The 25,158-nt window shown below is 65.6% G+C and carries 22 protein-coding genes; 11 read left to right on the top strand and 11 right to left on the bottom strand.

Annotated features, from left to right (window positions below; genetic code table 11):
• The first annotated feature begins 18 nt into the window (after positions 1–18).
• The 6 genes from C7450_RS01245 to C7450_RS01220 all read left to right on the top strand — a co-directional run bounded on the left by C7450_RS01245 (position 19) and on the right by C7450_RS01220 (position 7,170).
• On the top strand, positions 19–990 hold the full coding sequence (locus tag C7450_RS01245; protein WP_110372572.1) for a GAF domain-containing protein: 972 nt from the start codon (positions 19–21) through the stop codon (positions 988–990).
• Between the two features lie 152 nt (positions 991–1,142).
• Positions 1,143–2,660: an aldehyde dehydrogenase gene (adh, locus tag C7450_RS01240; RefSeq protein WP_245449420.1), complete on the top strand. Its 1,518-nt coding sequence runs from the start codon at positions 1,143–1,145 to the stop codon at positions 2,658–2,660.
• A 76-nt stretch (positions 2,661–2,736) separates the two neighbouring features.
• Positions 2,737–3,768, top strand: coding sequence for an alcohol dehydrogenase AdhP (gene adhP / locus C7450_RS01235; RefSeq protein WP_110372570.1), 1,032 nt, complete (start codon positions 2,737–2,739; stop codon positions 3,766–3,768).
• Positions 3,769–3,871: 103 nt separating this feature from the next.
• Positions 3,872–4,273 (top strand): DUF779 domain-containing protein, encoded by a 402-nt coding sequence (locus tag C7450_RS01230; RefSeq protein WP_110372569.1) that lies wholly within the window; start codon positions 3,872–3,874, stop codon positions 4,271–4,273.
• A gap of 215 nt (positions 4,274–4,488) precedes the next feature.
• Positions 4,489–5,790, top strand: coding sequence for an MFS transporter (locus tag C7450_RS01225; protein WP_110372568.1), 1,302 nt, complete (start codon positions 4,489–4,491; stop codon positions 5,788–5,790).
• Between the two features lie 144 nt (positions 5,791–5,934).
• A complete protein-coding gene (locus C7450_RS01220; RefSeq protein WP_110372567.1) occupies positions 5,935–7,170 on the top strand; it encodes an MFS transporter in 1,236 nt (411 codons plus the stop codon).
• On the opposite strand, the gene mnhG is transcribed toward C7450_RS01220, so the two are convergent.
• From mnhG to C7450_RS01190, 6 genes are read right to left on the bottom strand one after another with little or no spacing between them, the layout of a single operon-like run.
• Positions 7,171–7,533, bottom strand: a complete 363-nt coding sequence (gene mnhG / locus C7450_RS01215; protein WP_110372566.1) for a monovalent cation/H(+) antiporter subunit G — start codon at positions 7,531–7,533, stop codon at positions 7,171–7,173.
• Positions 7,530–7,811 (bottom strand): K+/H+ antiporter subunit F, encoded by a 282-nt coding sequence (locus C7450_RS01210; protein WP_110372565.1) that lies wholly within the window; start codon positions 7,809–7,811, stop codon positions 7,530–7,532. Before C7450_RS01210 ends, mnhG begins: the two co-directional genes overlap by 4 nt.
• Entirely contained in the window at positions 7,808–8,293 is a 486-nt protein-coding gene (locus C7450_RS01205; RefSeq protein WP_110372564.1) for a Na+/H+ antiporter subunit E, read from the bottom strand. The genes C7450_RS01210 and C7450_RS01205 overlap by 4 nt, the downstream gene beginning before the upstream one ends.
• The gene (locus tag C7450_RS01200) at positions 8,290–9,942 is read right to left on the bottom strand and encodes a monovalent cation/H+ antiporter subunit D (protein WP_110372563.1); all 1,653 of its coding nucleotides are present in this window, start codon (positions 9,940–9,942) and stop codon (positions 8,290–8,292) included. The genes C7450_RS01205 and C7450_RS01200 overlap by 4 nt, the downstream gene beginning before the upstream one ends.
• Entirely contained in the window at positions 9,939–10,283 is a 345-nt protein-coding gene (locus C7450_RS01195) for a Na+/H+ antiporter subunit C (RefSeq protein ID WP_110372562.1), read from the bottom strand. Before C7450_RS01195 ends, C7450_RS01200 begins: the two co-directional genes overlap by 4 nt.
• Positions 10,283–13,228, bottom strand: a complete 2,946-nt coding sequence (locus C7450_RS01190) for a monovalent cation/H+ antiporter subunit A (RefSeq protein ID WP_110372561.1) — start codon at positions 13,226–13,228, stop codon at positions 10,283–10,285. Before C7450_RS01190 ends, C7450_RS01195 begins: the two co-directional genes overlap by 1 nt.
• Before the next feature lie 106 nt (positions 13,229–13,334).
• Between C7450_RS01190 and C7450_RS01185 the strand changes: the two genes are divergently transcribed.
• Positions 13,335–13,589: a helix-turn-helix domain-containing protein gene (locus C7450_RS01185; protein WP_110372560.1), complete on the top strand. Its 255-nt coding sequence runs from the start codon at positions 13,335–13,337 to the stop codon at positions 13,587–13,589.
• Positions 13,590–13,674: 85 nt separating this feature from the next.
• Here the strand turns inward: C7450_RS01185 and tenA are convergent, their stop codons facing one another.
• The 4 genes from tenA to C7450_RS01165 form a co-directional block, all read right to left on the bottom strand.
• A complete protein-coding gene (gene tenA, locus C7450_RS01180; protein WP_110372559.1) occupies positions 13,675–14,352 on the bottom strand; it encodes a thiaminase II in 678 nt (225 codons plus the stop codon).
• Positions 14,353–14,430: 78 nt separating this feature from the next.
• A complete protein-coding gene (locus C7450_RS01175) occupies positions 14,431–15,726 on the bottom strand; it encodes a saccharopine dehydrogenase family protein (protein WP_110372558.1) in 1,296 nt (431 codons plus the stop codon).
• Positions 15,727–15,770: 44 nt separating this feature from the next.
• On the bottom strand, positions 15,771–16,868 hold the full coding sequence (gene nspC, locus C7450_RS01170; RefSeq protein ID WP_110372557.1) for a carboxynorspermidine decarboxylase: 1,098 nt from the start codon (positions 16,866–16,868) through the stop codon (positions 15,771–15,773).
• A 667-nt stretch (positions 16,869–17,535) separates the two neighbouring features.
• Positions 17,536–18,039, bottom strand: a complete 504-nt coding sequence (locus tag C7450_RS01165) for a PTS sugar transporter subunit IIA (RefSeq protein WP_110372556.1) — start codon at positions 18,037–18,039, stop codon at positions 17,536–17,538.
• Between the two features lie 1,173 nt (positions 18,040–19,212).
• Here C7450_RS01165 and C7450_RS01160 point away from each other — a divergent pair.
• Genes C7450_RS01160 through pcaF form a run of 4 tightly spaced genes read left to right on the top strand, consistent with a single transcriptional unit; the run spans position 19,213 to position 23,599 of the window.
• On the top strand, positions 19,213–19,983 hold the full coding sequence (locus tag C7450_RS01160; protein ID WP_110372555.1) for an enoyl-CoA hydratase-related protein: 771 nt from the start codon (positions 19,213–19,215) through the stop codon (positions 19,981–19,983).
• A 1-nt stretch (position 19,984) separates the two neighbouring features.
• Positions 19,985–21,526 carry a 3-hydroxyacyl-CoA dehydrogenase gene (locus C7450_RS01155; protein ID WP_110372554.1) on the top strand — a complete coding sequence of 514 codons (1,542 nt, stop codon included), beginning with the start codon at positions 19,985–19,987 and terminating at the stop codon, positions 21,524–21,526.
• A 2-nt stretch (positions 21,527–21,528) separates the two neighbouring features.
• The gene (locus C7450_RS01150; protein ID WP_110372553.1) at positions 21,529–22,341 is read left to right on the top strand and encodes an IclR family transcriptional regulator; all 813 of its coding nucleotides are present in this window, start codon (positions 21,529–21,531) and stop codon (positions 22,339–22,341) included.
• Between the two features lie 49 nt (positions 22,342–22,390).
• Entirely contained in the window at positions 22,391–23,599 is a 1,209-nt protein-coding gene (gene pcaF, locus C7450_RS01145) for a 3-oxoadipyl-CoA thiolase (RefSeq protein ID WP_110372552.1), read from the top strand.
• 262 nt (positions 23,600–23,861) lie between these two features.
• Here pcaF and C7450_RS01140 read toward each other — a convergent pair whose 3' ends face one another.
• On the bottom strand, positions 23,862–25,055 hold the full coding sequence (locus tag C7450_RS01140) for a GNAT family N-acetyltransferase (protein WP_170146994.1): 1,194 nt from the start codon (positions 25,053–25,055) through the stop codon (positions 23,862–23,864).
• Positions 25,056–25,158: the final 103 nt, after the last annotated feature.

Raw genomic sequence — 25,158 nt, 5'->3', positions numbered from 1 at the left:
AACGGAAAGGTCGCAGGGATGGGCGAGACGGCGAAGGCGCACCATGCCGCACGCATCTATTCCACGCTCAGCGATGGCGCCTCGGCGGCGCGCTCGGCGGTCGCCGCCTCCTGGTCGCGATCCGTCACGCAATATGGGCTCGATCCGGACCAGCATCGCCCGCCGCATCGCCTTGACAGTGCGGCCTTCAACCAGGCTTTCGCGCGGACCGAGCGGCTGGTGCGGCTCGCGCAACCGACGCTCGACCGGCTGTTCGAGGCCGTGGGTGACGCTGGCTGCTGCGTGCTTCTGACGGATCGCGATGGCGTGCCGCTCGATCGCCGCGGGGCTGCCGGTGACGACGCAGATTTTCTCGATCTCGGCCTCTGGACCGGCATGGTCTGGAGCGAGGCGAGCGAGGGCACCAACGGCGTCGGCACCTGCCTGGCCGAGGGGCGCGCGCTCACCATCCATCGCGATCAGCATTTCCTCACGCGCAACATCGGCCTGAGCTGCACCGTGTCGCCGATCTGGGACGCCGAGGGCCGGCTGGTCGCCACCCTCGATGTCTCCACTTGCCGCGCCGATCTGACACCGACCATGCTGCGCCTCATCGCAACGGCGGCGAATGAGGCAGCGCACGGCATCGAAGCGCGCCATTTCCGCGAGACCTTCAGCCACGCGCGCGTCATGCTGGGGCCGGACCTCGGCAAGGGCGCGGCCGGCCTTATCGCGGTCGACCGCGAGGATCTCGTCATCGGCGCCAACCGCGCCGCACGCCTGGCTTATGGCCTCACGGACGCGCGCCTTGGCTCGCCCTTTCCCGCCGCGGACCTCTTCGAAGGCCCTGACGGTCCCGGCGAGGATCTCATCACGGCCGAACGCGGCGCCGTGCAGCGGGCGCTGTCGCGCGCCAAGGGCAATGTCTCGGCCGCCGCCCGCCTGCTCGGCGTCAGCCGCGCGACCATGCATCGCAAGATCGCGCGCTTCGGGCTCGGCCGCAGCCACTGACGGCGCGCCGGCACCTGTCGCAGTCCTGCGACAGGGTGCACTGCAAAACAGCCGCTGCCCCGCTGACAGGACGGGGCGACGAGCGCGATGATCCCTGCAGGAGACCGCGGCGCCTTACGCGACCGCGAAAAACTCGGATGCAGGAGGAAATTTTGAACAAGCCAGAGATCGTTCGCGCGACGGCCACGCCCTTCAAGGCGCGCTACGGCAATTTCATCAACGGCCAATGGGTCGCGCCGCAGGCCGGCCGTTATTTCGAGAACACGTCGCCGGTCAACGGCAAGCTCCTCTGCGAGGTCGCGCGCTCCGACGCCAGCGATATCGAGGCGGCGCTCGATGCCGCGCACGCAGCCAAGGACGCCTGGGGCCGCACCAGCGTGGCCGAGCGCGCCCTGCTGCTCAACCGCATTGCCGATGTGATGCAGGACAATCTCGCCCTCCTCGCCGAGGCCGAGACCTGGGACAACGGCAAGCCGATCCGCGAGACGACGGCCGCCGACCTGCCGCTCGCCATCGACCATTTCCGCTATTTCGCCGGCGCCATCCGCGCGCAGGAGGGCGGCATATCGGAACTCGACCACGACACGGTCGCCTACCATTTCCACGAGCCGCTTGGCGTCGTCGGCCAGATCATCCCCTGGAACTTCCCGATCCTGATGGCGGTGTGGAAGCTCGCGCCGGCGCTTGCCGCCGGCAACTGCGTGGTCCTGAAGCCGGCGGAGCAGACGCCCGCGTCGATCCTCGTCCTGGCGGAACTCATTGCCGACATCCTGCCGCCGGGCGTCCTCAATATCGTCAATGGTTTTGGCCTCGAGGCGGGCAAGCCGCTGGCGTCCAACCCGCGCATCGCCAAGATCGCCTTCACCGGTGAGACGACGACCGGCCGGCTGATCATGCAATATGCCAGCCAGAACCTCATTCCGGTGACTTTGGAACTCGGCGGCAAGTCTCCGAACATCTTCTTCAAGGATGTGACGGCCGAGGACGACGACTATCTCGACAAGGCCATCGAAGGCTTCGTGATGTTCGCCTTGAACCAGGGCGAGGTCTGCACCTGCCCGAGCCGCGCGCTGATCCAGGAATCGATCTATGATCGCTTCATGGAGAAGGCGCTTGCGCGTGTGAAGGCGATCAAGCAGGGCAACCCGCTCGATCCCGCGACGATGATCGGCGCGCAGGCCTCGTCGGAGCAGCTCGAGAAGATCCTCAGCTACTTCGACATCGGCCGCCAGGAAGGGGCCGAGGTGCTTGTCGGCGGCGAGCGCAACGATCTGCCGGGTGACCTCGCCGGCGGTTTCTATGTCAAGCCGACCGTCTTCAAGGGCCATAACAAGATGCGGATCTTCCAGGAGGAGATCTTCGGCCCCGTCGTTTCCGTCACCACCTTCAAGGACGACGAAGAGGCGCTCGCCATCGCCAATGACACACTTTACGGCCTCGGCGCGGGCGTGTGGACGCGCGACGGCAACCGGGCCTATCGCTTCGGCCGGGCGATCCAGGCCGGGCGCGTGTGGACGAACTGCTACCACGCTTATCCCGCCCACGCGGCCTTCGGTGGCTACAAGCAGTCCGGCATCGGCCGCGAAAACCATCGCATGATGCTTGACCATTACCAGCAGACCAAGAACATGCTGGTCAGCTATTCGCCGAAAAAGCTTGCTTTCTTCTGAGCAAGGTTGATCTTGGTCATGGGGCAGCCTCCCGGCTGCCCCTAGCTTAGCCCGGTCAATGCAAGGAGAAAGCTCTATGGCAAAGACCATGAAAGCCGCCGTCGTGCGGGAATTCCGCAAGCCCCTCGTCATCGAGGAAGTGCCCGTGCCTGAACCGGGACCGGGCATGATCCAGGTCGCGATCAAGGCCTCGGGTGTCTGCCATACCGATCTGCACGCCGCCGAAGGGGACTGGCCGGTGAAGCCGAACCCGCCCTTCATCCCTGGCCATGAGGGTGTCGGCTTCGTCTCGGCGGTCGGCGCCGGTGTCACCCATGTGAAGGAAGGCGATCGCGTCGGCGTGCCTTGGCTCTACACGGCCTGCGGCCATTGCCGGCACTGCCTGGGCGGCTGGGAGACGCTCTGCGTCGAGCAGCAGAACACGGGTTATTCCGTCAATGGTGGTTTCGCCGATTATGTCATCGCCGACCCGAACTATGTCGGGCATCTGCCGGCGAACCTCGGCTTCGTGGAGATCGCCCCGGTGCTCTGCGCGGGCGTGACGGTGTACAAGGGGCTGAAGGTCACGGACACCAAGCCCGGCGACTGGGTCGTCATCTCCGGTATCGGCGGTCTCGGCCACATGGCGGTGCAATATGCCAGGGCCATGGGGCTCAATGTCGCCGCCGTCGACATCGACCCGGCGAAGCTCGATCTCGCCCGTCGCCTCGGGGCGAGCATGACCGTCAACGCCAAGGAGGAGGATCCCGCCGCGGTCATCAAGCGCGAAACCGACGGCGGCGCCCAGGGGGTGCTGGTCACGGCCGTCAGCCCCAAAGCCTTCGAACAGGCGATTGGCATGGTCGCGCGTGGCGGCACCGTCGCGTTGAACGGTCTGCCGCCGGGCGGCTTCCCGCTCGATATCTTCGGGATGGTGCTGAATGGGATCACCGTGCGCGGTTCCATCGTCGGCACGCGCCTCGACCTCCAGGAATCGCTCGATTTTGCCGCCGCCGGCAAGGTTCATGCGACGGTCTCCACGGCGAAGCTCGACGACATCAACACCGTCTTCGACAAGATGCACAAGGGCCAGATCGAAGGCCGCATCGTGCTCGACATGGCGGCCTAGCTGGCGGCCTAGTTGGCGTCCTGTGCGCGCTCCCTCGCGCAACCTGGCCGGACGGGATCGTCCCGTTCGGCCTTTTTCTTTGAACGTGGACAGGAGCAATGCAATGGCGCAAGCCTCCGCTTCCATGGGCGGAATCCCGGACAGGGTCACCGCGACGCCCGCGGCGATTGCGCTCATCAAGGAGCTCCAGGCGCAGCATGGTCCCATCCTCTTTCACCAGTCCGGAGGCTGCTGCGATGGCTCCTCGCCCATGTGCTATCCGCAGGCTGAGTTCATTGTCGGGGATCGGGATGTGAAGCTCGGCGAGATCGCGGGCGCGCCGGTCTATATCAGTGCGTCGCAGTTCGAGGCCTGGCAGCACACGCAGCTGGTCATCGATGTCGTGCCCGGCCGCGGTGGCATGTTCTCGCTCGACAACGGCACCGAGCAGCGTTTTCTCACGCGCTCCCGCCTGTTCTCGGGCGAGGAGATATGCGCTCTGCCGACGCCATCCCGCGGCCGCTGACCGCAACTCACAATTCGCAGACGTCCCGTAGGGGGGCGCTTCAGGGCGGGCCGCGCCACGACGCGATGCATAGCCGCTATGCGCCTGCGCTGCCATATCACGCTTGGCTTTCCGGCGCCCGTCGACTATCCGGGATCATGGCGAAACTGCACAAGGTCTGTGCAGTCATCCAAAAACCGGCATCACAAGTCCGGCGTTGAGGGAGTTCTCGATCCATGGCCAGGTCGCAAGCGGTTGCGTCCGGCGTCGGGCAGCCTGTGTCGGCACAGCCGGCGTCTGTCCTCGTCGGGACGGCGGCTTTCGGTGCACCGCTCCTCGTGCTGGCCCTCGGCCACATGCTCTCCAACATGCTGCGCACCCTGCCGGCGATCGCCACGGACGTGATGGCGGTTGATATCGGCGTGAGTGCCGAGGCGCTTGCCAGCCTGACCGGCGCCTATCATTTCGCCTTTGCCGCGGGCCAGATTCCGGTGGGCGTTGCGCTCGACCGCTATGGCGTGCGCACGGTGTCGCTGACGCTGTTTGCGATCGTCACGGTGGGTGCGGCGCTGGCGGCGGTGGTCGGCGGGGCTGCCGGCTTCTTCCTGGCGCAGATCGTCCTCGGCGTCGGCTGCTGCGGCATGCTGCTCTGTCCGATGACCTTGGCGGCAAAGCTGCTGACGCCGGCCAAATTCGGGCTGTGGTCCGGGCTGATCCAGGGGGTGGGCAATTCCGGCATGCTGTTGTCGGCGAGCCCGCTCGCCTGGTTGATCGAGATGGCCGGCTGGCGCGCCGGCTACGGCGTGGCGGCGATCGCGGGGGTCGTCATCGCTGGCCTCGTGTTTCTCCTGGTGCCCAATACGCCGCCCGAGCGGGGAGCAGGCCATGCCACGCTGCGCTCGGAGGCGCGGGAGGTCGTGCAGATCGGCCTGTCCGCCCGCATGCGCGGCATCATTATTCTCGCCCTGGTGTCCTTCGCCGTGATGATCGGTATCCGTGGCCTGTGGGGCGGCCCATGGCTCATGGACGTGAAAGGCTTGAGCCGGGTCGAGGCCGGCGCCGTGCTGATGCCGCTGACGATCGCTCTCGTCCTTGGCCCGATTGCCTTCGGCATGCTGGATCGCCGCATCGGGCATCGCCGGGCGCTGATCATCGCCGGCCACGCGGTTGCCGGGGCCATGCTCCTCCTGCTCGCAATGGGTGGCCCAGCGGGCACCTTGTCGAGGCTTCTCGGCGAGATGAGCCTGCCCGTGACCTTCGACACGACGGTGCTGTTCATCTTCGGCGCGACGATCGCCGTGCAGCCCCTGCTCTTTGCCATGGGCCGCTCGATCTTTACGCCGGACAAGGCGGGCAAGGCGCTCGCGGCGATCAATTTCGCGTTCTTCGCCGGCGCGGCCATCTTCCAGCCGGTGACCGGCGCCGTATCCGCGGTCTGGGGCACCGCCGGGGTGATCGTCTTCCTCGGTTTGCTCATGCTCACCTGCACCCTGGCCTTCGCGCTCATGACCGAGCGTCGCGCGACAGGCGGGCGATAAGCTGGCCAAAGAGAGCGATAGAGGCCGGATTGGTCCTAGAGCAAGTCCGTCTGTTGCGAACTTGCTCAGATCAAAAATTGACGAGTAAATTCATATAGTTAGATCGTATCGGACGATTCTATTCACGCCGGATTGCTCCAGGTGATGTCGACGTCAGCGACCCTTCAGGCCCGGTGGGACGGGCGCCAGCTCGCGCTCCTCGGCAAGGTGTGTTTGGCGCATTTCGTCAGCCATTTTCACATCATGACCCTGCCGGCGCTGATCCCGCTCCTGCCCGCGCATTTCGGTGTGGGCTTTCTCGAGATCGGCTTCGCCCTCACGGTGTTCAATCTCGTGACCCTGGTGGCGCAGACGCCGGTCGGCTTCCTGACGGATCGACTGGGGCCGCGCCGGCTGCTGGTCGCCGGTCTCGTCCTGGGCGGGCTGAGTTTTATCGGGCTCGCCTTCACCCCGACCTATCCGCTCCTCCTCGTCGGGATGGCCTGCGCGGGGCTCGCCAATTGCGTCTACCATCCGGCTGATTATGCCTGGCTGTCGCATGGAATCGATGGCGGCCGCATGGGCAAGGCCTTCTCCTTCCATACCTTTGCCGGCTATTTCGGTGGCGCGATCGCGCCGGCCGTTCTGTTGGGGACCGCGGCCTTCGGCGGCATTCCCTTGGCGTTCGCGGTCGCAGGCGGGATCGGCTGTCTCGTCGCCATCGTCATCGCGATGACGCCCGGGGATGGTGTGCATCAGGCGAACGGTCTGGCGCCCGCGCAAGGAGCCGGCCAGGCAACGCGCGGTGCCGGGATTGCGACGTTGCTCAGCCCGGCCATTCTCGTTCTGGTCGTGCTCTTCATGCTGCTCAACCTAAGCACGGGCGGCCTGCAGAATTTCTCGGTGTCGGCGCTGACGACGGGATACGGCGTCGATCTCGTCATGGCCAATGCGGCGTTGTCGGGCTTCCTGTTCGCGAGCGCTTTCGGCGTGCTGGCCGGCGGCGTCCTGGCGGATCGCACCAGCCGTCACGGCTATGTGGCGGCGGGGGCTTTCGGCATCACCGCAATCCTCGTGGCCATCATCGCCGTGGCCAACCTGTCCGACATGGTGCTCGTCGTCATGCTGACCGCGGCCGGCTTCCTGTCCGGCGTCATTGCGCCGTCACGCGACATGCTGGTCCGCGCCGCCGCGCCGCGAGGTGCGGAAGGCCGCGTCTTCGGGATCGTGACGACGGGATTCAACATCGCCAATTTCTCGGGCCCGCTCTTCTTCGCATGGCTCCTGGATCGCGGGCTACCGTCATTCGTGTTCGGCGCGGCGGCCGTCTTCATGGTGCTGACGGTGGCCCTGACCCTCGGGCAGGAGCGGTCTGCTGCGCGGCAGCGTGCGGAAACCTGATCAAGCAGCCGTGTCACCGGCAGCCCGTTTCTCCAGCGGATCCTTCTCCTCAAGGCGGTCGCGGTAAAGCGTGGCCTGGACCAGAAGCATCAGCGTCACGGGCGTCGTGACGGTGACGAAGACGCCGATCAGGATCTCGTGGACCACCGGCCGCGTCTGGAGCGCCGAGAAGCAGACGATCGACGCGGCGAGGATGCTCAGCATGCCGAGCGTGGCGCCAAGGGTCGGCGCATGGACACGCTCGTAGAAGCTGGCGAAGCGAATGAGGCCGATATTGCCGATGAGCGCGAGCCCCGCGCCGAGCAGCACGAGGAACGCCGTTATGAGGGCAGCCCAGGCTGGGAGGGCGGCGAGATTGTTCATTCGATCACCTCGCCCCGCATAAGGAATTTGGCGAGAGCAACGGTGGCGACGAAGCCGAGGAGACCAATCGCCAGCGAGATCTCGAAATAGAGCGTGCGACCGGTGCCGATGCCGAGGACGAGCAGCAGCAGCATGCCGTTCACATAAAGCGCGTCCATCGCCAGCACACGATCCTGCGCGCGCGGGCCGCGCATGATGCGCCATGCGGCAATCGCCATGGCCAAGGCCAGGAAGATCTGTGCGAGGAGGAGTGACCAGCCGAGGATCGCCGCGCTCATTCGAAAATCTCCATCAGCAGTTCTTCGTACCGGGTCTTGACGATCGCACCCCAGTCGTCCTCGTCATAGAGATCGAGGACATGGATGATCAGCGTACCGTCGGCCGGGTCGAGGCTCACCCAGGCCGTACCCGGGGTCGCCGTCAGAATGCAGGCGAGCGCCGCGTGGCCATAAGGCGAACGGATGGCCAGCGGGATGGCGACGAAACCGGCGCGCCGCTCCAATTTGGGTTTCAGGATAAGGCGCGCGACGTTCTTGTTCGAGCGGACGATATCGACCGCCATCCGGCCGAGAAGGCGCAATATCGCCCACGGCTTGCGGATGGTGAGCTGCGGCACGTCGAGACGGGTCAGCACCAGCGGTCCCAATAGCGCGCAGATCCCGCCGATGAGGACCTGGCCCGGCGAGACGCTCTGGTTGAGGATCAGCCACATCACCAGAAGCAGCAGCGATATCGGCGGATAGGGAAGCAGGCGCCTCATGGCGGTCCTCCATCGGCTGTCGTCGCGACCGGCGCCGCCTTGAAGGGCTCCGTTTGGGCCGGCGGCGCCGCGAAGACTGCGCCGATGTAAGCGCCTGGCCGGGCGAGGCCTTCGGCCGTCATCCGCATGTACCGCATGGCCCACCCCGCCTGCACCGTGAGCATGATGCACAGGATGAGCAGGATCGCGACCGGAGCAAGCTCGACCACCCGTACATGCGGCAGATCGCGGTCGATCGAGGCCCAGAATGTGCGGATACCGGCGCGGGTCATGGCGATCAATGTTGCGAGCCCGGACATCAGGATCGTCGCGAAGACCGCCCAGGCGCCCCAGCTTTCCGTAGGGCCCCGGGTCGGCTCCACGAGCGCCGACAGGATGGCGAATTTGGCCACGAATCCCGACAGAGGCGGCAGTCCGGACAGAAGCACCGCGCAGGCGATGAAAGCAGAGCCGAGGATTGCCATGATCGCTGGAATGGCAATGCCGACCTCGCCGCTATCGTCCGCTTCGTCCGGATCGTCGAGCCCGTAGGCCTCCAGGGTGACGGCAAGAACGTCGTCTGCCGGGGCACGGCCGCGCTCGACGAGTTCGATCAACAGGAAGAACGCCGCGATGGCGAAGGTCGATGAGACGAGATAGAACAGCGCGCCGCCGGTCACCGCCGCGCCGCCGTATCCGATGGCCGCGAGCAGGGTCCCGGATGAGACGAGCACGCTGAAGCCGGCGAGCTTGGCCATCTCCTGCGAGGCCATGATCCCGATCATGCCGAACAGGATGGTGGCGATACCGCCCACCATCAGCCAGTTGCCGCCGAACAGCAGCGAAACGTCGTCCTCGCTCGACGACACGAGAAACCCAAGCCTTAGCACCGCGTAGATCCCCACCTTGGTGAGGATCGAGAACATCGCGGCGATCGGCGGCGCCGCGGCCGCATAGGTGTTGGGCAGCCAGAAGCCGATGGGCCACATCGCCGATTTGACGAGAAACGCGACACCGAGCACGGCCACGCCGATTTCGAACAACAGCCGCTCGTCGGGCGGCAGGCCGGCGATTCGGGTGGCGAGCGCCGCCATGTTCAAGGTGCCGGCCGTGCCATAGATCAGGCTGGCGCCGATCAGGAAGAGCAGCGCCGCGACAAGATTGATGGCGATATAGTGCAGGCCGGCCTTGACCCGGGCCGGGCCGGAGCCGTGCAGGGCAAGCCCGTAGGAGGCGGCGAGGAGCACCTCGAAGAAGACGAAGAGATTGAAGATATCGCCGGTGAGGAACGCGCCGTTCAGTCCCATGAGCAGGAACTGGAACAGCGGGTGAAAAAAAGCGCCCGCCTTGTCCCAGCGTGCGAGGGCGAACAGAAGTGTGGCAGAGCCGAGGATGGCGGTGACGAGCAGCATCAGCACGGAGAGGCGATCGGCAACCAGCACGATGCCGAACGGCGCCGGCCAGTTGCCGAGCAGATAGACATGGCCGCCCGCATTCTGTCCGCCCTCGAGCGCGACCAGCATGATGGCGACGACGAGCAGCGACAGGGTCGCCACAACGTTGATCGCGGCCGCAACAGTGCGGTTGCGGCCGTCGAGCAGCAGCATGAACCCGCCCGCGACCAGCGGGATAAGGATGGGCGCGACGGTGAGATGTTCGAGCCAGTTCACGGGTCGACCTCGCGGCCGTCGACATGGTCGTTGCCGGTCAGCCCGCGCGAGGCGAGGAGCACCACCAGGAACAGGGCCGTCATCGCGAAGCTGATGACGATCGCCGTCAGGACGAGGGCTTGCGGCAGCGGATCGGCATAGGTTGCGAGATCGCCGGTGCCCGACGGGCCGAGCACGGGCGGCGCGCCGGCGCGCAGGCGCCCCATCGCGAAGATGAAGAGATTGACCGCGTAGGACAAAAGCGACAGGCCGATGATGACCTGGAAGGTGCGCGGGCGCAGCAGGAGCCAGATGCCCGAGCTCGCGAGCACGCCGATGGCGATGGCGATGACGAGTTCCATCAGCGCGCCTCCTCGATGGCGTCCGTCTCGGCCGCCTTGGCGGCAGCCATGGCGCGGTAGATGCGGATCGACTGATGGGCGAGGGCGATCAGCACCAGCACGGTGGCACCCAGCACCAGCGAGAACACGCCGAAGTCGAAGACAAGAGCACTGGCCAGCGGTACGCGGCCGAGCACCGGCAGATCGGCATACTGGAAGGCCGAGGTCAGGAAAGGACGATCGAAGACGAGCGCCGCCAAGCCGGTTGCTGCGGCAACCAGCAAGCCGACGCCGATCCAGCGGACCGGCAGGACACGCAGGCGCGCCTCCACCCAGCGTGCTCCGCCGGCCATGTACTGGAGGATGAAGGCGATGGCGAAGGTGAGCCCGGCGACGAAGCCGCCGCCCGGGGCGTCATGCCCGCGCATGAACAGGAAGACGGCCATCATCGCCACCACCGGGAACAGGAGCCGCATGATGAGGCCGGGCACGATCATGTAGTGCGCGGCGATGCCGGCTTTCGGCGCGTCATAGCGGTCCGCGTCGAACTGGTTCTGGAAGCGCTTCTGTCGCGGCGCTTCCACCGAGACACGCGCGGGACGGAAGCGCCGCAGCAGTGCGAAGACCGTGATGGCGACGATGCCGAGCACGGTGATCTCGCCGAGGGTATCGAACCCGCGGAAGTCGACGAGGATGACATTCACGACGTTGCGGCCGCCGCCCTCGCTGTAGGCGCGTTCCAGAAAAGTGCTGGAGATGCTGTTGATCTGTGGCCGGGTCATCACGGCATAGGCGATTGCCGCGAGGCCCGCGCCCCCCACGATGGCGATGCCGAGATCCCGCAGACGCCGCAAACGCGCGCCAAAGCTGATCCGCACGCCCGTATCCTCGAGACGTTGCGGCAGCCAGCGCAGGCCAAGCAGGAGCAGCACCGTCGTCACGATCTCCACCAGGAGCTGGGTCAAGGCGAGATCCGGCGCCGAGAGCCAGGCAAAGGTGATGCAGGTGGCAAGCCCCGCGCCGCCCATGATGATGACGGCGGCGAGGCGATGATACTTGGCCTGGTAGGCCGCGCCGAGGGCGCAACCGCAGCCGACGATCCAGAGGAGCACAAAGCTCGGATCGACCGCAAAGGGCCAGTCGACGTCGAGGGCAAGGGCCCCCGAGGCAAGGGCGCCGGCGGAAAGCGGCCACAGGGCGGCCAGCATGGCGATGAGGAGGAGCAGGCGCAACTGCGGCTGCAGCCGCGTGGTGCCGACGATGTCGGCGATACGGCGCGCCCAGCGCCAGGACAGGATGACGATGGCGCGCTCGAAGATGCGTTTGCCCTTGAGCCGGCGGAGTACGGGCGCGCCTTCGATATTGCCCGAGAGATAGGTCTTCAGCGTGAAATAGGTGACGACCCCGCCGATCAGGGCCACGAAGCTCATGATGAGCGCCGGGGTGAAGCCGTGCCAGACAGCGAGGCTGTAGGACGGCAACTGGGGGCCGAGCACGCCTTGCACCGCGGTCGCGAGGAAGCCGCCGACGGTCGGGCCCGGCAGGATGCCGATCAGCAAGCAGATCAGCACGAGCAGGCCGATCGGCACGAGCATCCAGATCACCGGATCGTGGGGCTTGCGCGGCAGGTCCGTCGCTGCGGGTCCGAAGAAGACCTGGTCGATGAGGCGCACAGAATAGGCGACGCTGAACATGCCGGCGAGCGTCGCAAGATAGGGCAGGTTGTTGTCCAGCACGGAGTTTCCGTGGCTTTCGATGGTCTCGGTGAAGAACATCTCCTTGGAGATGAAGCCGTTGAGCAGCGGCACGCCGGCCATCGACGCCGCCGCCACCATGGCGAGCGTCGCCGTGATCGGCATGGCGCGGAACAGCCCGCCGAGCCGCCTGACATCGCGCGTGCCGGCTTCATGGTCGATGATGCCGGCGGCCATGAACAGAGAGGCCTTGAAGGTGGCGTGGTTGATGATGTGGAAGACGGCCGCGACCATCGCGAGCGGGCTGCCGAGCCCCAGGAGAAGGGTGATCAGCCCGAGATGGCTGATGGTGGAATAGGCCAGGAGGCCCTTCAGGTCCTGCTGGAAGAGGGCCATGAAGGCACCGATCAACAGCGTCAGCACGCCGACCGAGGCGAAGATCCAGAACCAGTACTCGTGGTTGGACATGACAGGCCATAGCCGCGCCAAAAGGAACACGCCGGCCTTCACCATCGTGGCCGAATGCAGGTAGGCCGAGACGGGCGTCGGGGCCGCCATGGCGCGCGGCAACCAGAACTGGAAGGGGAACTGCGCGCTCTTGGTGAGTGCCCCCATCGCCACGAGCAGCAGCGTCGGCAGGTAGAGCGCATGGGAGACGATGCGGTCTCCCGACGCGAGCACGACGTCGAGATCGTAGCTGCCGACGATATGGCCGATGATCAGCATCCCGCCGAGGAGGCACAGGCCGCCCGCCGCCGTGACCGTCAGCGCCACACGGGCGCCGTCACGCGCGTTCTGGTTATGATGCCAGTAGGCGATCAGGAGGAAGGAGAAGAGGCTCGTCAATTCCCAGAAGAATACGAGCTGAATGAGGTTGCCGGCGAGGACGACGCCCGTCATGGCGCCCATGAAGGCGAGCAGGAACGAGAAGAAGCGCGGCGCCGGATCAGCCGGCGACATGTAATAGCGCGCGTAGAGGACGACGAGAAACCCGATGCCGAAGATAAGAATTGAAAAGCACCAGGCAAACCCGTCCAGGCGCGCGATGAAATTCAGGCCATAATCAGGAAGCCACTCGTACTCGGCGCGCACAACCTTCGCGTTGCGCACCGAAGGCAGAAACATAATGGTTATGACGAGATTGGTGAGCGACACCGTGCCGGCAAGCCAGGCTTCTGCGTTGCGTGCATTGGTCGGGAAGAAGGCCGCGATGACGCTGCCCACGAAGGGGAGCGCGATGAGAATGGTCAGATAGAGCGCGGCATCCGGCATGTGCGACGGCAGGACCTCTTGCGAAGTTGATGAGGGGGCGGGGAGTGTTGCTCAAGTTCATCCATTATGGTTGACTTCGGGTGGCAATTGCAATGGCCTCAAGTCCATGAATTTACGTCCCGAACAATGTCGCGCGGCCCGCGGGCTGCTCGACTGGACACAAGATCAACTCGCCACCGCCGCCGGTGTGTCCCGAAGCACAGTGCGTGACTTCGAGTGTCATCGGCATGAGTTGCAGCGCACGACGGAAATGCTCGTCATGAAGGCTCTCGAGGAGGCGGGTGTCCGCTTCCTCTCGGCCAACCGTGAGGGACCCGGCGTCCGGCTCAAGAAGCCGGCCGCGCCGGGAAGGGCGCCCTGAGGGTGCTTTCGGGCGTCATTCCGGGCTCGGGCCTTTCGGCCCGCCCCGGAATGACGACGGTGGTTCCGGATGAAATCAGCATGCCTTAAAACCGGCGCTCAAGCCCCATCTGCCAGAAGTCGGCTTCGAGGCGCGTCGCGTCCCGGAAGGTGCCGCTCAACGCCGCGAAACGCGCCGGATCAACGGATGCCAGCCGCGCGTCCAGCCAGCGGCGCTCGGCATCGGCGGCGTCCTGGAACTCCTCGCTCGCATACATCGCGATCCAGCTCGCATAGGGGTTCCCGTCGCGCATGAGGAACGGCTGGGCATTCAGCCAGGTCGCGATTTCGGCATAGCCGATCATGCACGGCGCCAAGGCCACATGGAGATCGAGCAGGTCGCCGCGATGGCCGGCATCGAGCACATAGCGCGTATAGGCCATCGTCGCCCGCGCCTCCGGCACGCGCATCAGATCGTCCTCCGACACGCCCCATTGCCGGCAATAGTCGACATGCAGGCCAAGCTCCACGTCGACGATCGCCTTCAGCATGTCGAGCCCCTGGCGGAGTTCGGTGATCGTCCGGCTCTTGTAGACGGCGAGCCCCCAGGCACGGGCGAAATGGATCAGGAACAGGTAGTCCTGCTCCAGATAGTGCCGGAAGGCCGCGCGGGGCAGCGTGCCCGCCCCGAGCTGGCGCACGAAGTCGTGCTGGCAATAGGCGCGCCAATCCTCGGCTGAGGCAGCTTTCAGCCGCTCGAACGGTGAGACGTCAGTCGCGGTCATGGCAACACCGGTGTTGTCGTGCGGGCGGACCCGGCCGGAGCAGTATGGCTTCGGCCGGGGTGTCATAGGCTGGGCCTGTCAGCGTCGGCCGGAGGCGACGCGCCGGGCCAGAACAGGCTCGTCCGCCGCATCGTCCGAAAAATCGAGCGCGCGGTCGCCGGTCTCATCCCGGATGCGCGTCGGCAGGCCCATCTGGTTCAGGAGGTCGAGGAAGGGGCGTGGCGGCAGTTCCTCGACATTCGCCATGGTCCTCACGTCCCAGTCGCCGCGGGCGATGAGCATGGCGGCCGCGACCGGCGGCACGCCCGCCGTGTAGGAAATGCCCTGGCTGCCGACTTCCGCGTAGGCCGCCGCGTGATCGGCGACGTTGTAGATGAAGACCTCGCGCTCGCGGCCGTCTTTCACGCCTTTTACCAGGTCGCCGATGCAGGTCTTGCCGGTATAGTCGGGCGCCAGCGACGACGGATCTGGCAGCACGGCCTTGACCACCTTCAGCGGTACGACCTCGAGACCTTCCGCCGTCTTGATCGGCTGCTCGGACAGAAGGCCGAGGTTTTTCAACACGGTGAAGACCGTGACATAGCGCTCGCCGAAGCCCATCCAGAAGCGGATATGCGGCACATCGAGGTTCCTCGACAGCGAATGGATCTCGTCGTGGCCGGTGAGATAGGACGTGCGCGTGCCGACGACGGGAAGGTCCCAGTCCTTGCGCACCTCGAACATCCGGTTCGATGTCCACTCCCGGTTCTGCCAGGACCAGACCTGTCCGGTGAACTCGCGGAAATTGATCTCCGGGTCGAAATTCGTGGCGAAGTAGCGCCCGTGCTCGCCGGCATTGATGTCGATGATGTCGATCGAGTCCATGCGGTCGAAATAGTCGTCGCGCGCGAGAGCCGCATAGGCATTGACCACGCCGGGATCGAAGCCGGCGCCGAGCACCGCCGTGACGCCGGCCTTGGCGCAGGCTTCGCGGCGCTTCCACTCGTAATTGCCGTACCACGGCGGCGTCTCGCAGATCTTCAGCGGATCCTCGTGGATGGCCGTGTCGATATAAGCCGCGCCGGTCTCGATACAGGCCTGGAGCACCGACATGTTGATGAAGGCCGAGCCCACGTTGAGCACGATCTCGGTCTTCGTCCGGGCGATGAGCGCCTTGGTGGCTGCAACGTCGAGCGCATCGAGCGTATGGGCCTCGAGGATGCCCGGACGCTTCATGGCCTTCTTCTCATGGACGGAGGCCACGATGGCGGCGCATTTCTCGACCGTGCGTGACGCAATATGGATGTCGCCCAGGACGTCGTTGTGTTGCGCGCATTTATGCGCGACGACCTGAGCGACGCCACCGGCGCCGATGATGAGGATGTTGCGTTTCATTGCGGCTCGGTGCCTCCTAACCACGAGTTCAGGGAATGGCCGCCTCAGGAGAGGCTCGCCTTGTAGTCGTCGAACGAGAATTGCCTGATCAGGCGGATGCTGCCGTCGCGCTCGCGCAGGGCGATGGACGGCATGCGGACGCCGTTGAACCAGTTTTTCTTGACCATGGTGTAGCCGGCGGCATCCTGGATCGAGATGCGATCACCGACCTTGAGCGGCGCGGCGAAGCGAAACTCGCCGAAGATGTCGCCGGCGAGGCAGGACTTGCCGCAGACCATATAGGCGTGGGCGCCGGTGTTCGGCTCGACCTTGGCGCTCTGGCGATAGATCAGGAGATCGAGCATATGCGCCTCGATCGAGCTGTCGACGATCGCGAGATCCTTGCCGTTGTTGAGCGTGTCGAGCACCGTGACCTCGAGCGTCGTGCTGCGGGTGATCGCCGCCTCGCCCGGCTCGAGATAGACCTGCACGCCGTAGCGCGCGGCGAAGGCCTTGAGGCGCGCCGAGAAGGCCTCGACGGGGTAGCCCTCGCCGGTGAAGTGGATGCCGCCGCCCAGGCTGACCCAGGAGACGCGCGCGAGGAGAGCGCCGAAGCGCTCCTCGACCGTCGCGAGCAGGCGGTCGAACAGGGCGAAGTCGCCATTCTCGCAGTTGTTGTGGATCATGAAGCCGTCGATGCGATCCATGACGCCTTCGACGCGGGCGATGTCCCATTCGCCAAGACGGCTATAGGGGCGGGCGGGGTCCGCCAGATCGAAGTCCGACGAACTGACCTGCGGATTGAGCCGGAGCCCGCGTTGCAGGCCGGCGGCCTTGTCCGCGTAGCGCGTGAGCTGGCCGATGGAGTTGAAGATGATCTTGTCGGCATGCCGCACGACCTCGTCGATCTCGTCGTCGCCATAAGCCACGCTATAGGCATGCGTCTCGCCACCGAACGTCTCGCGGCCGAGGCGCACTTCATAGAGCGACGACGAGGTCGTGCCGTCCATATAGGCGCGCATCAGGTCGAACACCGACCATGTGGCGAAGCACTTCAGGGCCAGCAATGCCTTCGCCCCGGACTGCCGGCGCACCTCCTGGATGATGCCGAGGTTGCGCAGCAGCTTGGACGTGTCGATGAGATAGTACGGCGTCTGGATCATTTGGCTTGCACGATGGTCGGGCTAGGGCGACCAGCTTGGCGGCCGGCGCGATAGCGCGGATGTGATGGGCGGTGGCTGTGGATCGTTCCCGAGAGCACGACGAAGCAGCCGTGAACCGGGCGCGGCCTGGCTCACGAGCAACACGGCTGTCGCCTGCAGTCAGCTCAACGGCGCTGCGTCATCCCCGCTCACAGAGGAAGCGGGTGAACGATGCACACGTCGCGTGACGGGCAGGCGGCGCCGCTTAGGCGGCGTATCGATTCGAAGCGCACCGATGGGATGGAGGAGGCATCGCGCCAAGGCGCCGGCGGGCCGTGCCGGCCCCGGCATATGCGATCATGCTGAACCTCTTCAGCCGATTGCGTCCTGTCGATGCGTCTGCAGCAGCCGTATTGCGTTGCGCATACAACGCATCATTGACCGGAGCGCGCGCCTCGGCGGCGTCTAAGCGAAGAGATTCTTCCGTTTGGGAGGCATTCAGCAAAACTGCGCCCATCCCCAATTGGAAGAGGGCGTCGTGCGACATGGCGTCCTCCCCAACCAGCAGATGTTGCCCGCAGCCTGCGGGCGCGCTGCTTATAGCGGCTCGGTGGGGACAATTCAACCAGCGACGCGGCCATTGCCGGTGGCAGCGGCTCGCAAGGGCCCGCCGGGATCGTCGCTCTGTTCAGGCGCGGAGCTGGCCGAAGCTGCGGGTGCCCTGGCGCGGTGGAGGGGCCTGCTCATGGGCCGCGTCGAGACACTGGCCGATTTCATCGGCATGCGTGGCCTGACGTAGCTTGGCCAGCAACGCGGGTTGGCGCAGCAGGCGGCACATCGGGGCAAGGTGCTGGAGGAAGCCATCCTTGCAATGCGTCGGCCATATGAATGCGAAAACGACGTCGACGAGCCCGCCGTCCTGGGCGCCGAAATCGACAGGCTGCGCCAGCCTGGCAAAGGCCGCGGCGTGCTTCGTCAGATCATCGAGATGGGCATGGGGAATGGCAACGCCGTGGTTGATGGCCGTGGAGCCGAGGCGCTCGCGCGCGTTCAACGCGGTCAGGAGCCTGTCCTTGGCAAGGCCTGTGCGCCGGCTGAGGGTGGCAGCAAGCGCATCGAGAACCGCCGATTTGCCGCGCACGTCCACATCAAGCGCGATGTCGTCGGTATTGAGGAGATCCATGATCTGCATCCCGTTCCTCCATGGATGCTGGAGGTTCTTACGGCAGTGCCGCGCCTGTCGCGGTGCTGCTGCCGGTTGTGAAGGGTGAATGGTTCGCCTTTCGAACAGGCCGTGCTCCAAAGACGTCAAGCAACAGCGCGGCGCGGCGGCGAGCCGCGTCTTTCATCGCGATGGGGATCCGAATAGTCACTGTCCGAAGCGGTCATCAGCGAGCCGCCCACTGCGCAAGTCGCTCAGACCAAAAGTCGCTCAGACGAAAAGAGAAGCCTGCGGCAGGGCTGGACAAAGATCTTCTGTCCGCGGCTCACGTCCGAGGATGAGGAACTTTCTGTCAATGACAAGCTGCAAACCCTTAGAGCAAGTCCGTCTTTTGCGGACTTGCTCCACTCCAAAACAAACGAGCAAATTCACCGGCTTGGATAGCATCGGCTGAACCGATCCAAGCCGAATTTGCTCTGGGCGCGACCGGTTTCCAAGAAGCTGGATGACTTGATCCAGTCAAAAACGACGCGTTACGCACCTGTCCCACTCGCCAGCGATGGCGGGCAAACCTCCGAGAAATCGACAACACGATAACTAGGGTCAGGACCCATTAATCTGGTTGAAATGGTGTGAGGCCATTTGGCCGGATACAAGAAGCGGAGGCGAAGGAAGCCATTCGGCTTTCGAGACCTCCGCGACGCAGTTGCCGGTCAAATGGGCCACATCCGAAGGACGCCGAAACGGCTGCGACCTGCGGCGTCGAGCCGCTCGGCCGATAGAACCCCATCGACCTTCGCGTCTCTCCTGGCATCTCTTTGCCGTTTCAGGCGCCATTTCCATCATATTAATGGGTCCTGACCCTAAGCATGGCGAGCGGAAAGTAACTCGACGCCCGTGGAAGTCAAGCCGATGCACAATAGCGGGCCTTAACCGATGGTTAAGCGGTTAATTCTTATGCGCTTTCCGCTTCTTCAGCGGTATACTGACGCTGTGGTTTTCACGCCGCGCGCAGAGAAAATCGCGCGAGATTGACGGCTTGCCTCCGATTCGACGCAAATCTATCACCGTGCGGGGCTGAGTCGCCTTAACAAAGGGATATTCCGTAAAATGGAATTAATTTCTGGATTCTTGATCTCAGCGTGATGCCGTTGTAACGCTAGAATAAGAAACAGAAATTTATTCCGTATAATGGAATTTGCCATGTCTGCTGTCCTTCTCGAACGGCCCACTGCATCCATCGGCTTGCTGCGGCTCAACCGCCCGGAAGTCCGCAATGCCATCGACGACACCGTGCGCGCCCTTTTGGTCGACCATCTGGCTGCGCTCGATGCCGATCCGGACATTCGCTGTGTCATCGTCACCGGCGGCGAGAAGGTCTTTGCGGCAGGCGCCGACATCAAGGCGATGTCCGTGATGAGCGCGGCGGACATGGCGGCGAGCCCGGCGGCCGCGGCCTATGCGGCCATCCGCGCCTTCAGGAAGCCGGTCATCGCCGCGGTCTGCGGGTTCGCCCTCGGCGGCGGCTGCGAGCTTGCCATGCATGCCGATATCATCGTCGCGGGCGAGGGGGCCAAATTCGGCCAGCCGGAGATCAAGGTCGGCATCATGCCGGGTGCCGGCGGCACGCAGCGCCTTCCGCGCGCGGTCGGCAAGTTCAAGGCGATGAAGCTGCTGCTGACCGGTGACTTCATTTCGGCGCGCGAGGCGGACGGTCTGGGGCTGGTCTCGGAGGTCGTGCCGGACGCGGAGGTGCTGCCTCGGGCGCTTGCGCTGGCCACCGCGATCGCCGGCCTTCCGCCGATCGCGGCACGGGAAATCAAGCGCGCGGTTCTTGAGGGCGCGGACCTGCCGCTCGCCGATGGACTCGCCCTGGAACGCCGCGCCTTCGTGCAGCTGTTCGACACCAAGGACCAGAAGGAGGGCATGATGGCCTTCCTCGAAAAGCGTCCCGCCGATTTCAAGGGTGAATGAGATGGCCATCGACCCACAATCTCCAAGCCTCACGATCGGTATCGTCGGCGCCGGCGTCATGGGCCGCGGCATCGCCCAGGTGGCCGCCGAGGCCGGCATCACCGTATTGCTCGCCGATGCGCGCAAGGGCGCGGGCGAGGAGGCGCGCGATGTCTGCGCGGGGCTGATCCGCCGCAAGGTGGAGAAGGGCCAGCTCACGCCCGCCGAGGCGGAGGCCGCCATCGCGCGCATCCGGCCGACGGATGCCGGACCTGAGGCCGGTTATGCGGCCTTTGCGCCTTGCGATCTCGTGATCGAGGCGGTGGCCGAGCGCATCGACATCAAGACCGCGCTCCTCCGGGATCTGGAGGCGGTGGTCCGCGACGATTGCATCATCGCCACCAACACCTCCTCGCTCTCCGTGACGGCCTTTGCCGCGGCAGCGCGCCTGCCCGGCCGCGTGGCGGGTTTCCACTTCTTCAATCCCGCGCCGCTGATGAAGATCGTCGAGGTCATCGGCGGTGTTCTCACAGACGAAGGTGTCGTCGAGACGCTGCTGGCCATCGGGCAGCGCATGGGCCATTTCGCCGTGCGCGCCAGCGATACGCCGGGCTTCATCGTCAACCACGCCGGACGCGGCTACACGACAGAGGCGCTGCGTATCGTGCAGGAAGGCATCGCCGGTTTCGCCGATATCGACCGGATCATGACCGAGACCGTCGGTTTCCGCATGGGGCCCTTCGAATTGCTCGACCTGACGGGGCTCGACGTGTCCCATCCGGCGATGGAGGCGATCTATCGCCAGTATTACGAGGAGCCGCGCTACCGCCCGGTGGTCATGACGGCGCAGCGCCAGACCGGCGGCTTGCTCGGCCGCAAGACCGGCCGCGGGTTCTATGCCTATCCCGAGGGCAAGATCGAACGGCCGGCCGAGCCGGCTGCGCCCGCGGTGCCGGATGGCGCAACCGTCTGGATCAGCCAGCGGCACCCGGCCGCCGCGGCCTTGCTGAAAGAAGCGATCGGCGCTGCCGGTGTTACCATCGAGACAGGCGAGCGCCCCGCCGCCGGCGCGGTGATCATGCTGACGCCGCTCGGCGAGGATTGCACCACGGCAGCGCTTGCGGAAGGCGTCGACCCCGCCCGCGCGGTGGCCGTCGATTGCCTGTTCGGCCTCGAAAAGCGGCGTACGCTGATGCGCAATCCGGCGACCGCGCAGGAGGTTGTCACGGCGGCGCATGCTATTCTCGCCGCCGGCGGCCACGCGGTCACGGTCATCAACGACAGCCCCGGCTTCGTCGCCCAGCGTATCGCCGCGGCGATCGTCAATATCGGTGCCGATATGGCGCAGCAGCGGGTGGCACAGCCCGCGGACATCGACCGCGCGGTGGAACTCGGGCTCGGCTATCCCAAGGGGCCCCTCAAGCTCGGCAATGCTGTCGGGCCCACGCGCATACTCGCGATTCTGGAGGCGATGCACGACTTCTACGGCGATCCGCGCTACCGCTCGAGCCCCTGGCTGAAGCGCCGGGCGCGGCTTGGGCTTGATCTCCACGCGGGGGATTGACGATGCGCCGGCGGGAAATCGCGCTGGCTGCGCCCGAAGCCGACAGCGAGGGCAGTCGCGACGCGCAGTTCGTGACCGCGCTCGCCCGCGGCCTTGATGTGCTGCGCGCCTTCCGCCGCGGGGATCCGCCCCTCGGCAATCAGGAGCTCGCGCAGCGCACGGGCCTGCCGAAGGCGACCGTGTCCCGCCTGACCTACACCTTGAGCAGCCTCGGCTTTCTCGCCTATGCACCTGTGACGGCGAAATATACGCTCTCGATCCGGGCGCTGGCGCTGGGCTTCACCGCGCTGGGCAGCCTCGGCGTGCGGGATGTGGCGCGCCCTCACATGCAGGCGCTCGCCGACGAGACCGGTGTGTCCGTCGCGCTTGGCGCGCGGGACGGCACGTCGATGGTCTATATCGAGCATTGCCGCGGCGCGAGCCCCCTGCATATGGGCATCGAGGTCGGATCCCATATCAGCCTCGCGCGTTCGGCGATGGGGCGCGCTTTCCTCGCCGGGCTTGATCTGGCGGAGCGTGTGCAACTCATGGAAGCGATGAGCCACCGCGACAATTGGGCGGAGATCCGGCAGGGCATCGAGGAGACGCTCGCCGGTTACACCGCGCGCGGCTTCGTGCTTCTGATCGGCGACTGGCGGCCGGAGATCAATGCGGTCGGCGTGCCGCTCGTCCTCGGTAGCGGCGGCTCGCTGACCTTCGCGCTCAACTGCTGCGGACCGGCGGCCCTGCTCTCGCGGGACGATCTGATCGACCGGGTGGGGCCGCGGCTCATGGCCTCGGCACACGCCATCCGCAAAGCGATGAATATGGAATGAGGCCCGTTCCGGGCAGTTTCTGAGACCACGATCTAGCAGGGGATGGACAATGTCCGACGCGTTTATCTGCGACTATGTACGCACGCCCATCGGCCGCTTCGGCGGCTCGCTCTCCAGCGTTCGCGCTGATGATCTCGCCGCCATCCCGCTGAAGGCGCTGGTGGCGCGCAATCCCAGCGTCGATTGGGAAGAGGTCGACGATGTCATCCTCGGCTGCGCCAACCAGGCCGGCGAGGACAACCGCAACGTCGCACGCATGGCGCTGCTGCTTGCCGGACTGCCCTTGGCTGTGCCGGGAAGCACCGTGAACCGCCTCTGCGGTTCGGGCATGAACGCGGTGATCAATGCGGCGCGCGCCATCAAGGCCGGCGAAGCCGATCTCATGATTGCCGGCGGCGTCGAATCGATGTCGCGCGCCCCCTTCGTGATGCCGAAGGCCGAGACGGCCTTTTCGCGGCACGCGGAGATCCACGACACCACGATCGGCTGGCGCTTCATCAACCCGATCATGAAGGCGCAGTACGGCGTCGATTCCATGCCGGAAACCGGCGAGAACGTGGCGGCCGATTTTCACATCAGCCGGGCCGATCAGGATGCCTTCGCGGTGCGATCGCAGCAGCGCGCCGTGGCCGCCCAGGAGAACGGCCGGCTGGCCAGGGAAATCGTCCCCGTCTCCATTCCGCAGCGCAAGGGCGAGCCGGTGGTCGTTGCCAAGGATGAGCACCCGCGCGGCGACACGACCCTGGAGAAGCTCGCCAAGCTGCCGACCCCCTTCCGCAGGGAAGGCGGCACCGTCACGGCCGGCAATGCCTCGGGCGTGAACGACGGTGCGGCGGCGCTGATCATCGCCTCGGAGGCCGCCGTCAAGCGTTACGGCCTGAAGCCGCTGGTCCGTGTGCTCGGAGGGGCGGCGGCGGGTGTCGCTCCGCGCATCATGGGTATCGGCCCGGTGCCGGCGACCAACCGGCTCTGCGCACGCCTCGGCCTCTCGCCCAGTGATTTCGATGTCGTCGAGCTCAACGAGGCCTTCGCCAGCCAGGGCATCGCCGTCTTGCGCGAACTCGGCCTGAAGGAAGACGCCGACCATATCAATCCGAACGGCGGCGCGATCGCGCTCGGCCATCCGCTCGGCATGTCGGGCGCGCGCATCACCGGCACCGCGGCGCTGGAGCTGAACCTGCGTGGCGCCCGGCGGGCGCTCGCCACCATGTGCATCGGCGTCGGCCAGGGCATTGCCATCGCGCTCGAGGCAGTCTGAGGACTTGCGACTGAAGGGGGCGGTGAATTTGCCCGTCAATTTTCGAGCGGCGCCAAGTCCGCAACAGACGGACTTGCTCTAGGCTCGGCCCCGCCTTGCCAGACGCTGCCGGTCGCTTCGCACCCCGGCTCTTTGGCCGACCGGCAGCCCGTTGCTGGTCGCCCGCTTTTTGATGGCGTTCCGGCGCCCCGCTCATGCGCGGCGCCGGAATGGCGGCGGGATGCCCCGCCGAGGAATTCATCTGTGTCCGTGCTGCCTGCAGCTATTTGACGAAATGCTCGAGGATCGCGCTGTAAGGCGTGAAGCCGACGCGCAGCCAGAAAACCCGGCCACCGGGATTGTTCTCGATCGCCTCAAGGATAATGCGGTCTCCCGGACGAAAGCGCGCGGCGATCAACGCGTCGAACGCGGCCTGCCCCAGCCCGTCGCGCCGGTAGTGCCGCACAATGTAGAACTGGCGCAGAAACACCCGCTCCCCCTCGGGATCTGAGGGTTCAGGCTCGCGCCGGTGGGTCGCATAGCCGACCACCTCGCTGCCAATGAGAAAGAGATCGACGCTCCAGCCCTCCTTATCCACGAAACGGCTGAAGCGCTCCTCCATCTGCGCGATCGTCATCGGGTTGCGGTGGCCTTCGTCGTCAGCCAGTTCCCGGTTCATCCGCGCCAGGAGAGGAAAGTCGGCGCGCACATGGGGCCGAACGGTCACCTTGCCTGTGAACTTCGAGGGGCTCGCCTCACTTTTTGCATCGAGCGCCGCCGTCTTGGGCAGGCTGTCGCCGTGAGGCCCGAGATACTGCAGGACGATGTCACGCTCGTCCAGGATATGGGCCTTCAGGGCGGCCAGCAGCCGTTCGGTGCTGCGCGCGCGAACCGCATCGACGATGGCGGCATGGCCGCGCGCGGCGGCGCGGAGTTGCTCCGGATCAGGGTGGATCATGAGATGGACCAGGCGCAACTCGGTCGCGAGCCGCGTGAACGTCTCCGTGATGCGCTCGTTGTGTCCGGACCGGCACAAGGCGGCGTGAAAGGCGACGTCCGCTTCGATCATCCGCCCCGGCGCATTGGCCAAGGCGGCGGTTTCGGTTTCACGGAGCGCAGATTCGATGGCGGCAAGGTCACCGGCCTCGATCACCCGAACCGCCTCCTCGGCCGCCGTGCATTCGAGCACTGCCCGCAACGTGTAGATGTCGGCAACTTCCCGCTGGCTCAGCTTGCGCACGAAAGAGCCGCGGAACGGGTGTCCCGTCAGCAGTCCGGCCTCCTGGAGCCGACGTGAAGCCTCGCGCACCGGTCCTCGGCTGACGCCGAGGCGCTCCGCGATCTCTGCCTCACGGAGCTTGTCGCCGGGACGCAGCTCGCCATTGAGGATGATGTGGGAAATTTCCTCGGCCACGGTCTCGACCAGTGTCCGGCGTTTCACGGGCGAAGCGCTCTCCGCATCGGTAATGCTGTCCATCATGCCTCCTTGGGGCCGCTGTGACCATAGAGGCCGAGGGTCGTTTTTCAAGAAAATTTATTGTTGACAATATTATCTTTGAGCTGTTTGCTAGCGGCATTCT

The sequence above is a fragment of the Chelatococcus asaccharovorans genome, assembly GCF_003201475.1.
GTDB lineage: Bacteria > Pseudomonadota > Alphaproteobacteria > Rhizobiales > Beijerinckiaceae > Chelatococcus > Chelatococcus asaccharovorans.
The sequence above is the reverse complement of the archived record's forward strand: the minus strand, read 5'-3'. Positions and strand labels throughout refer to the sequence as shown.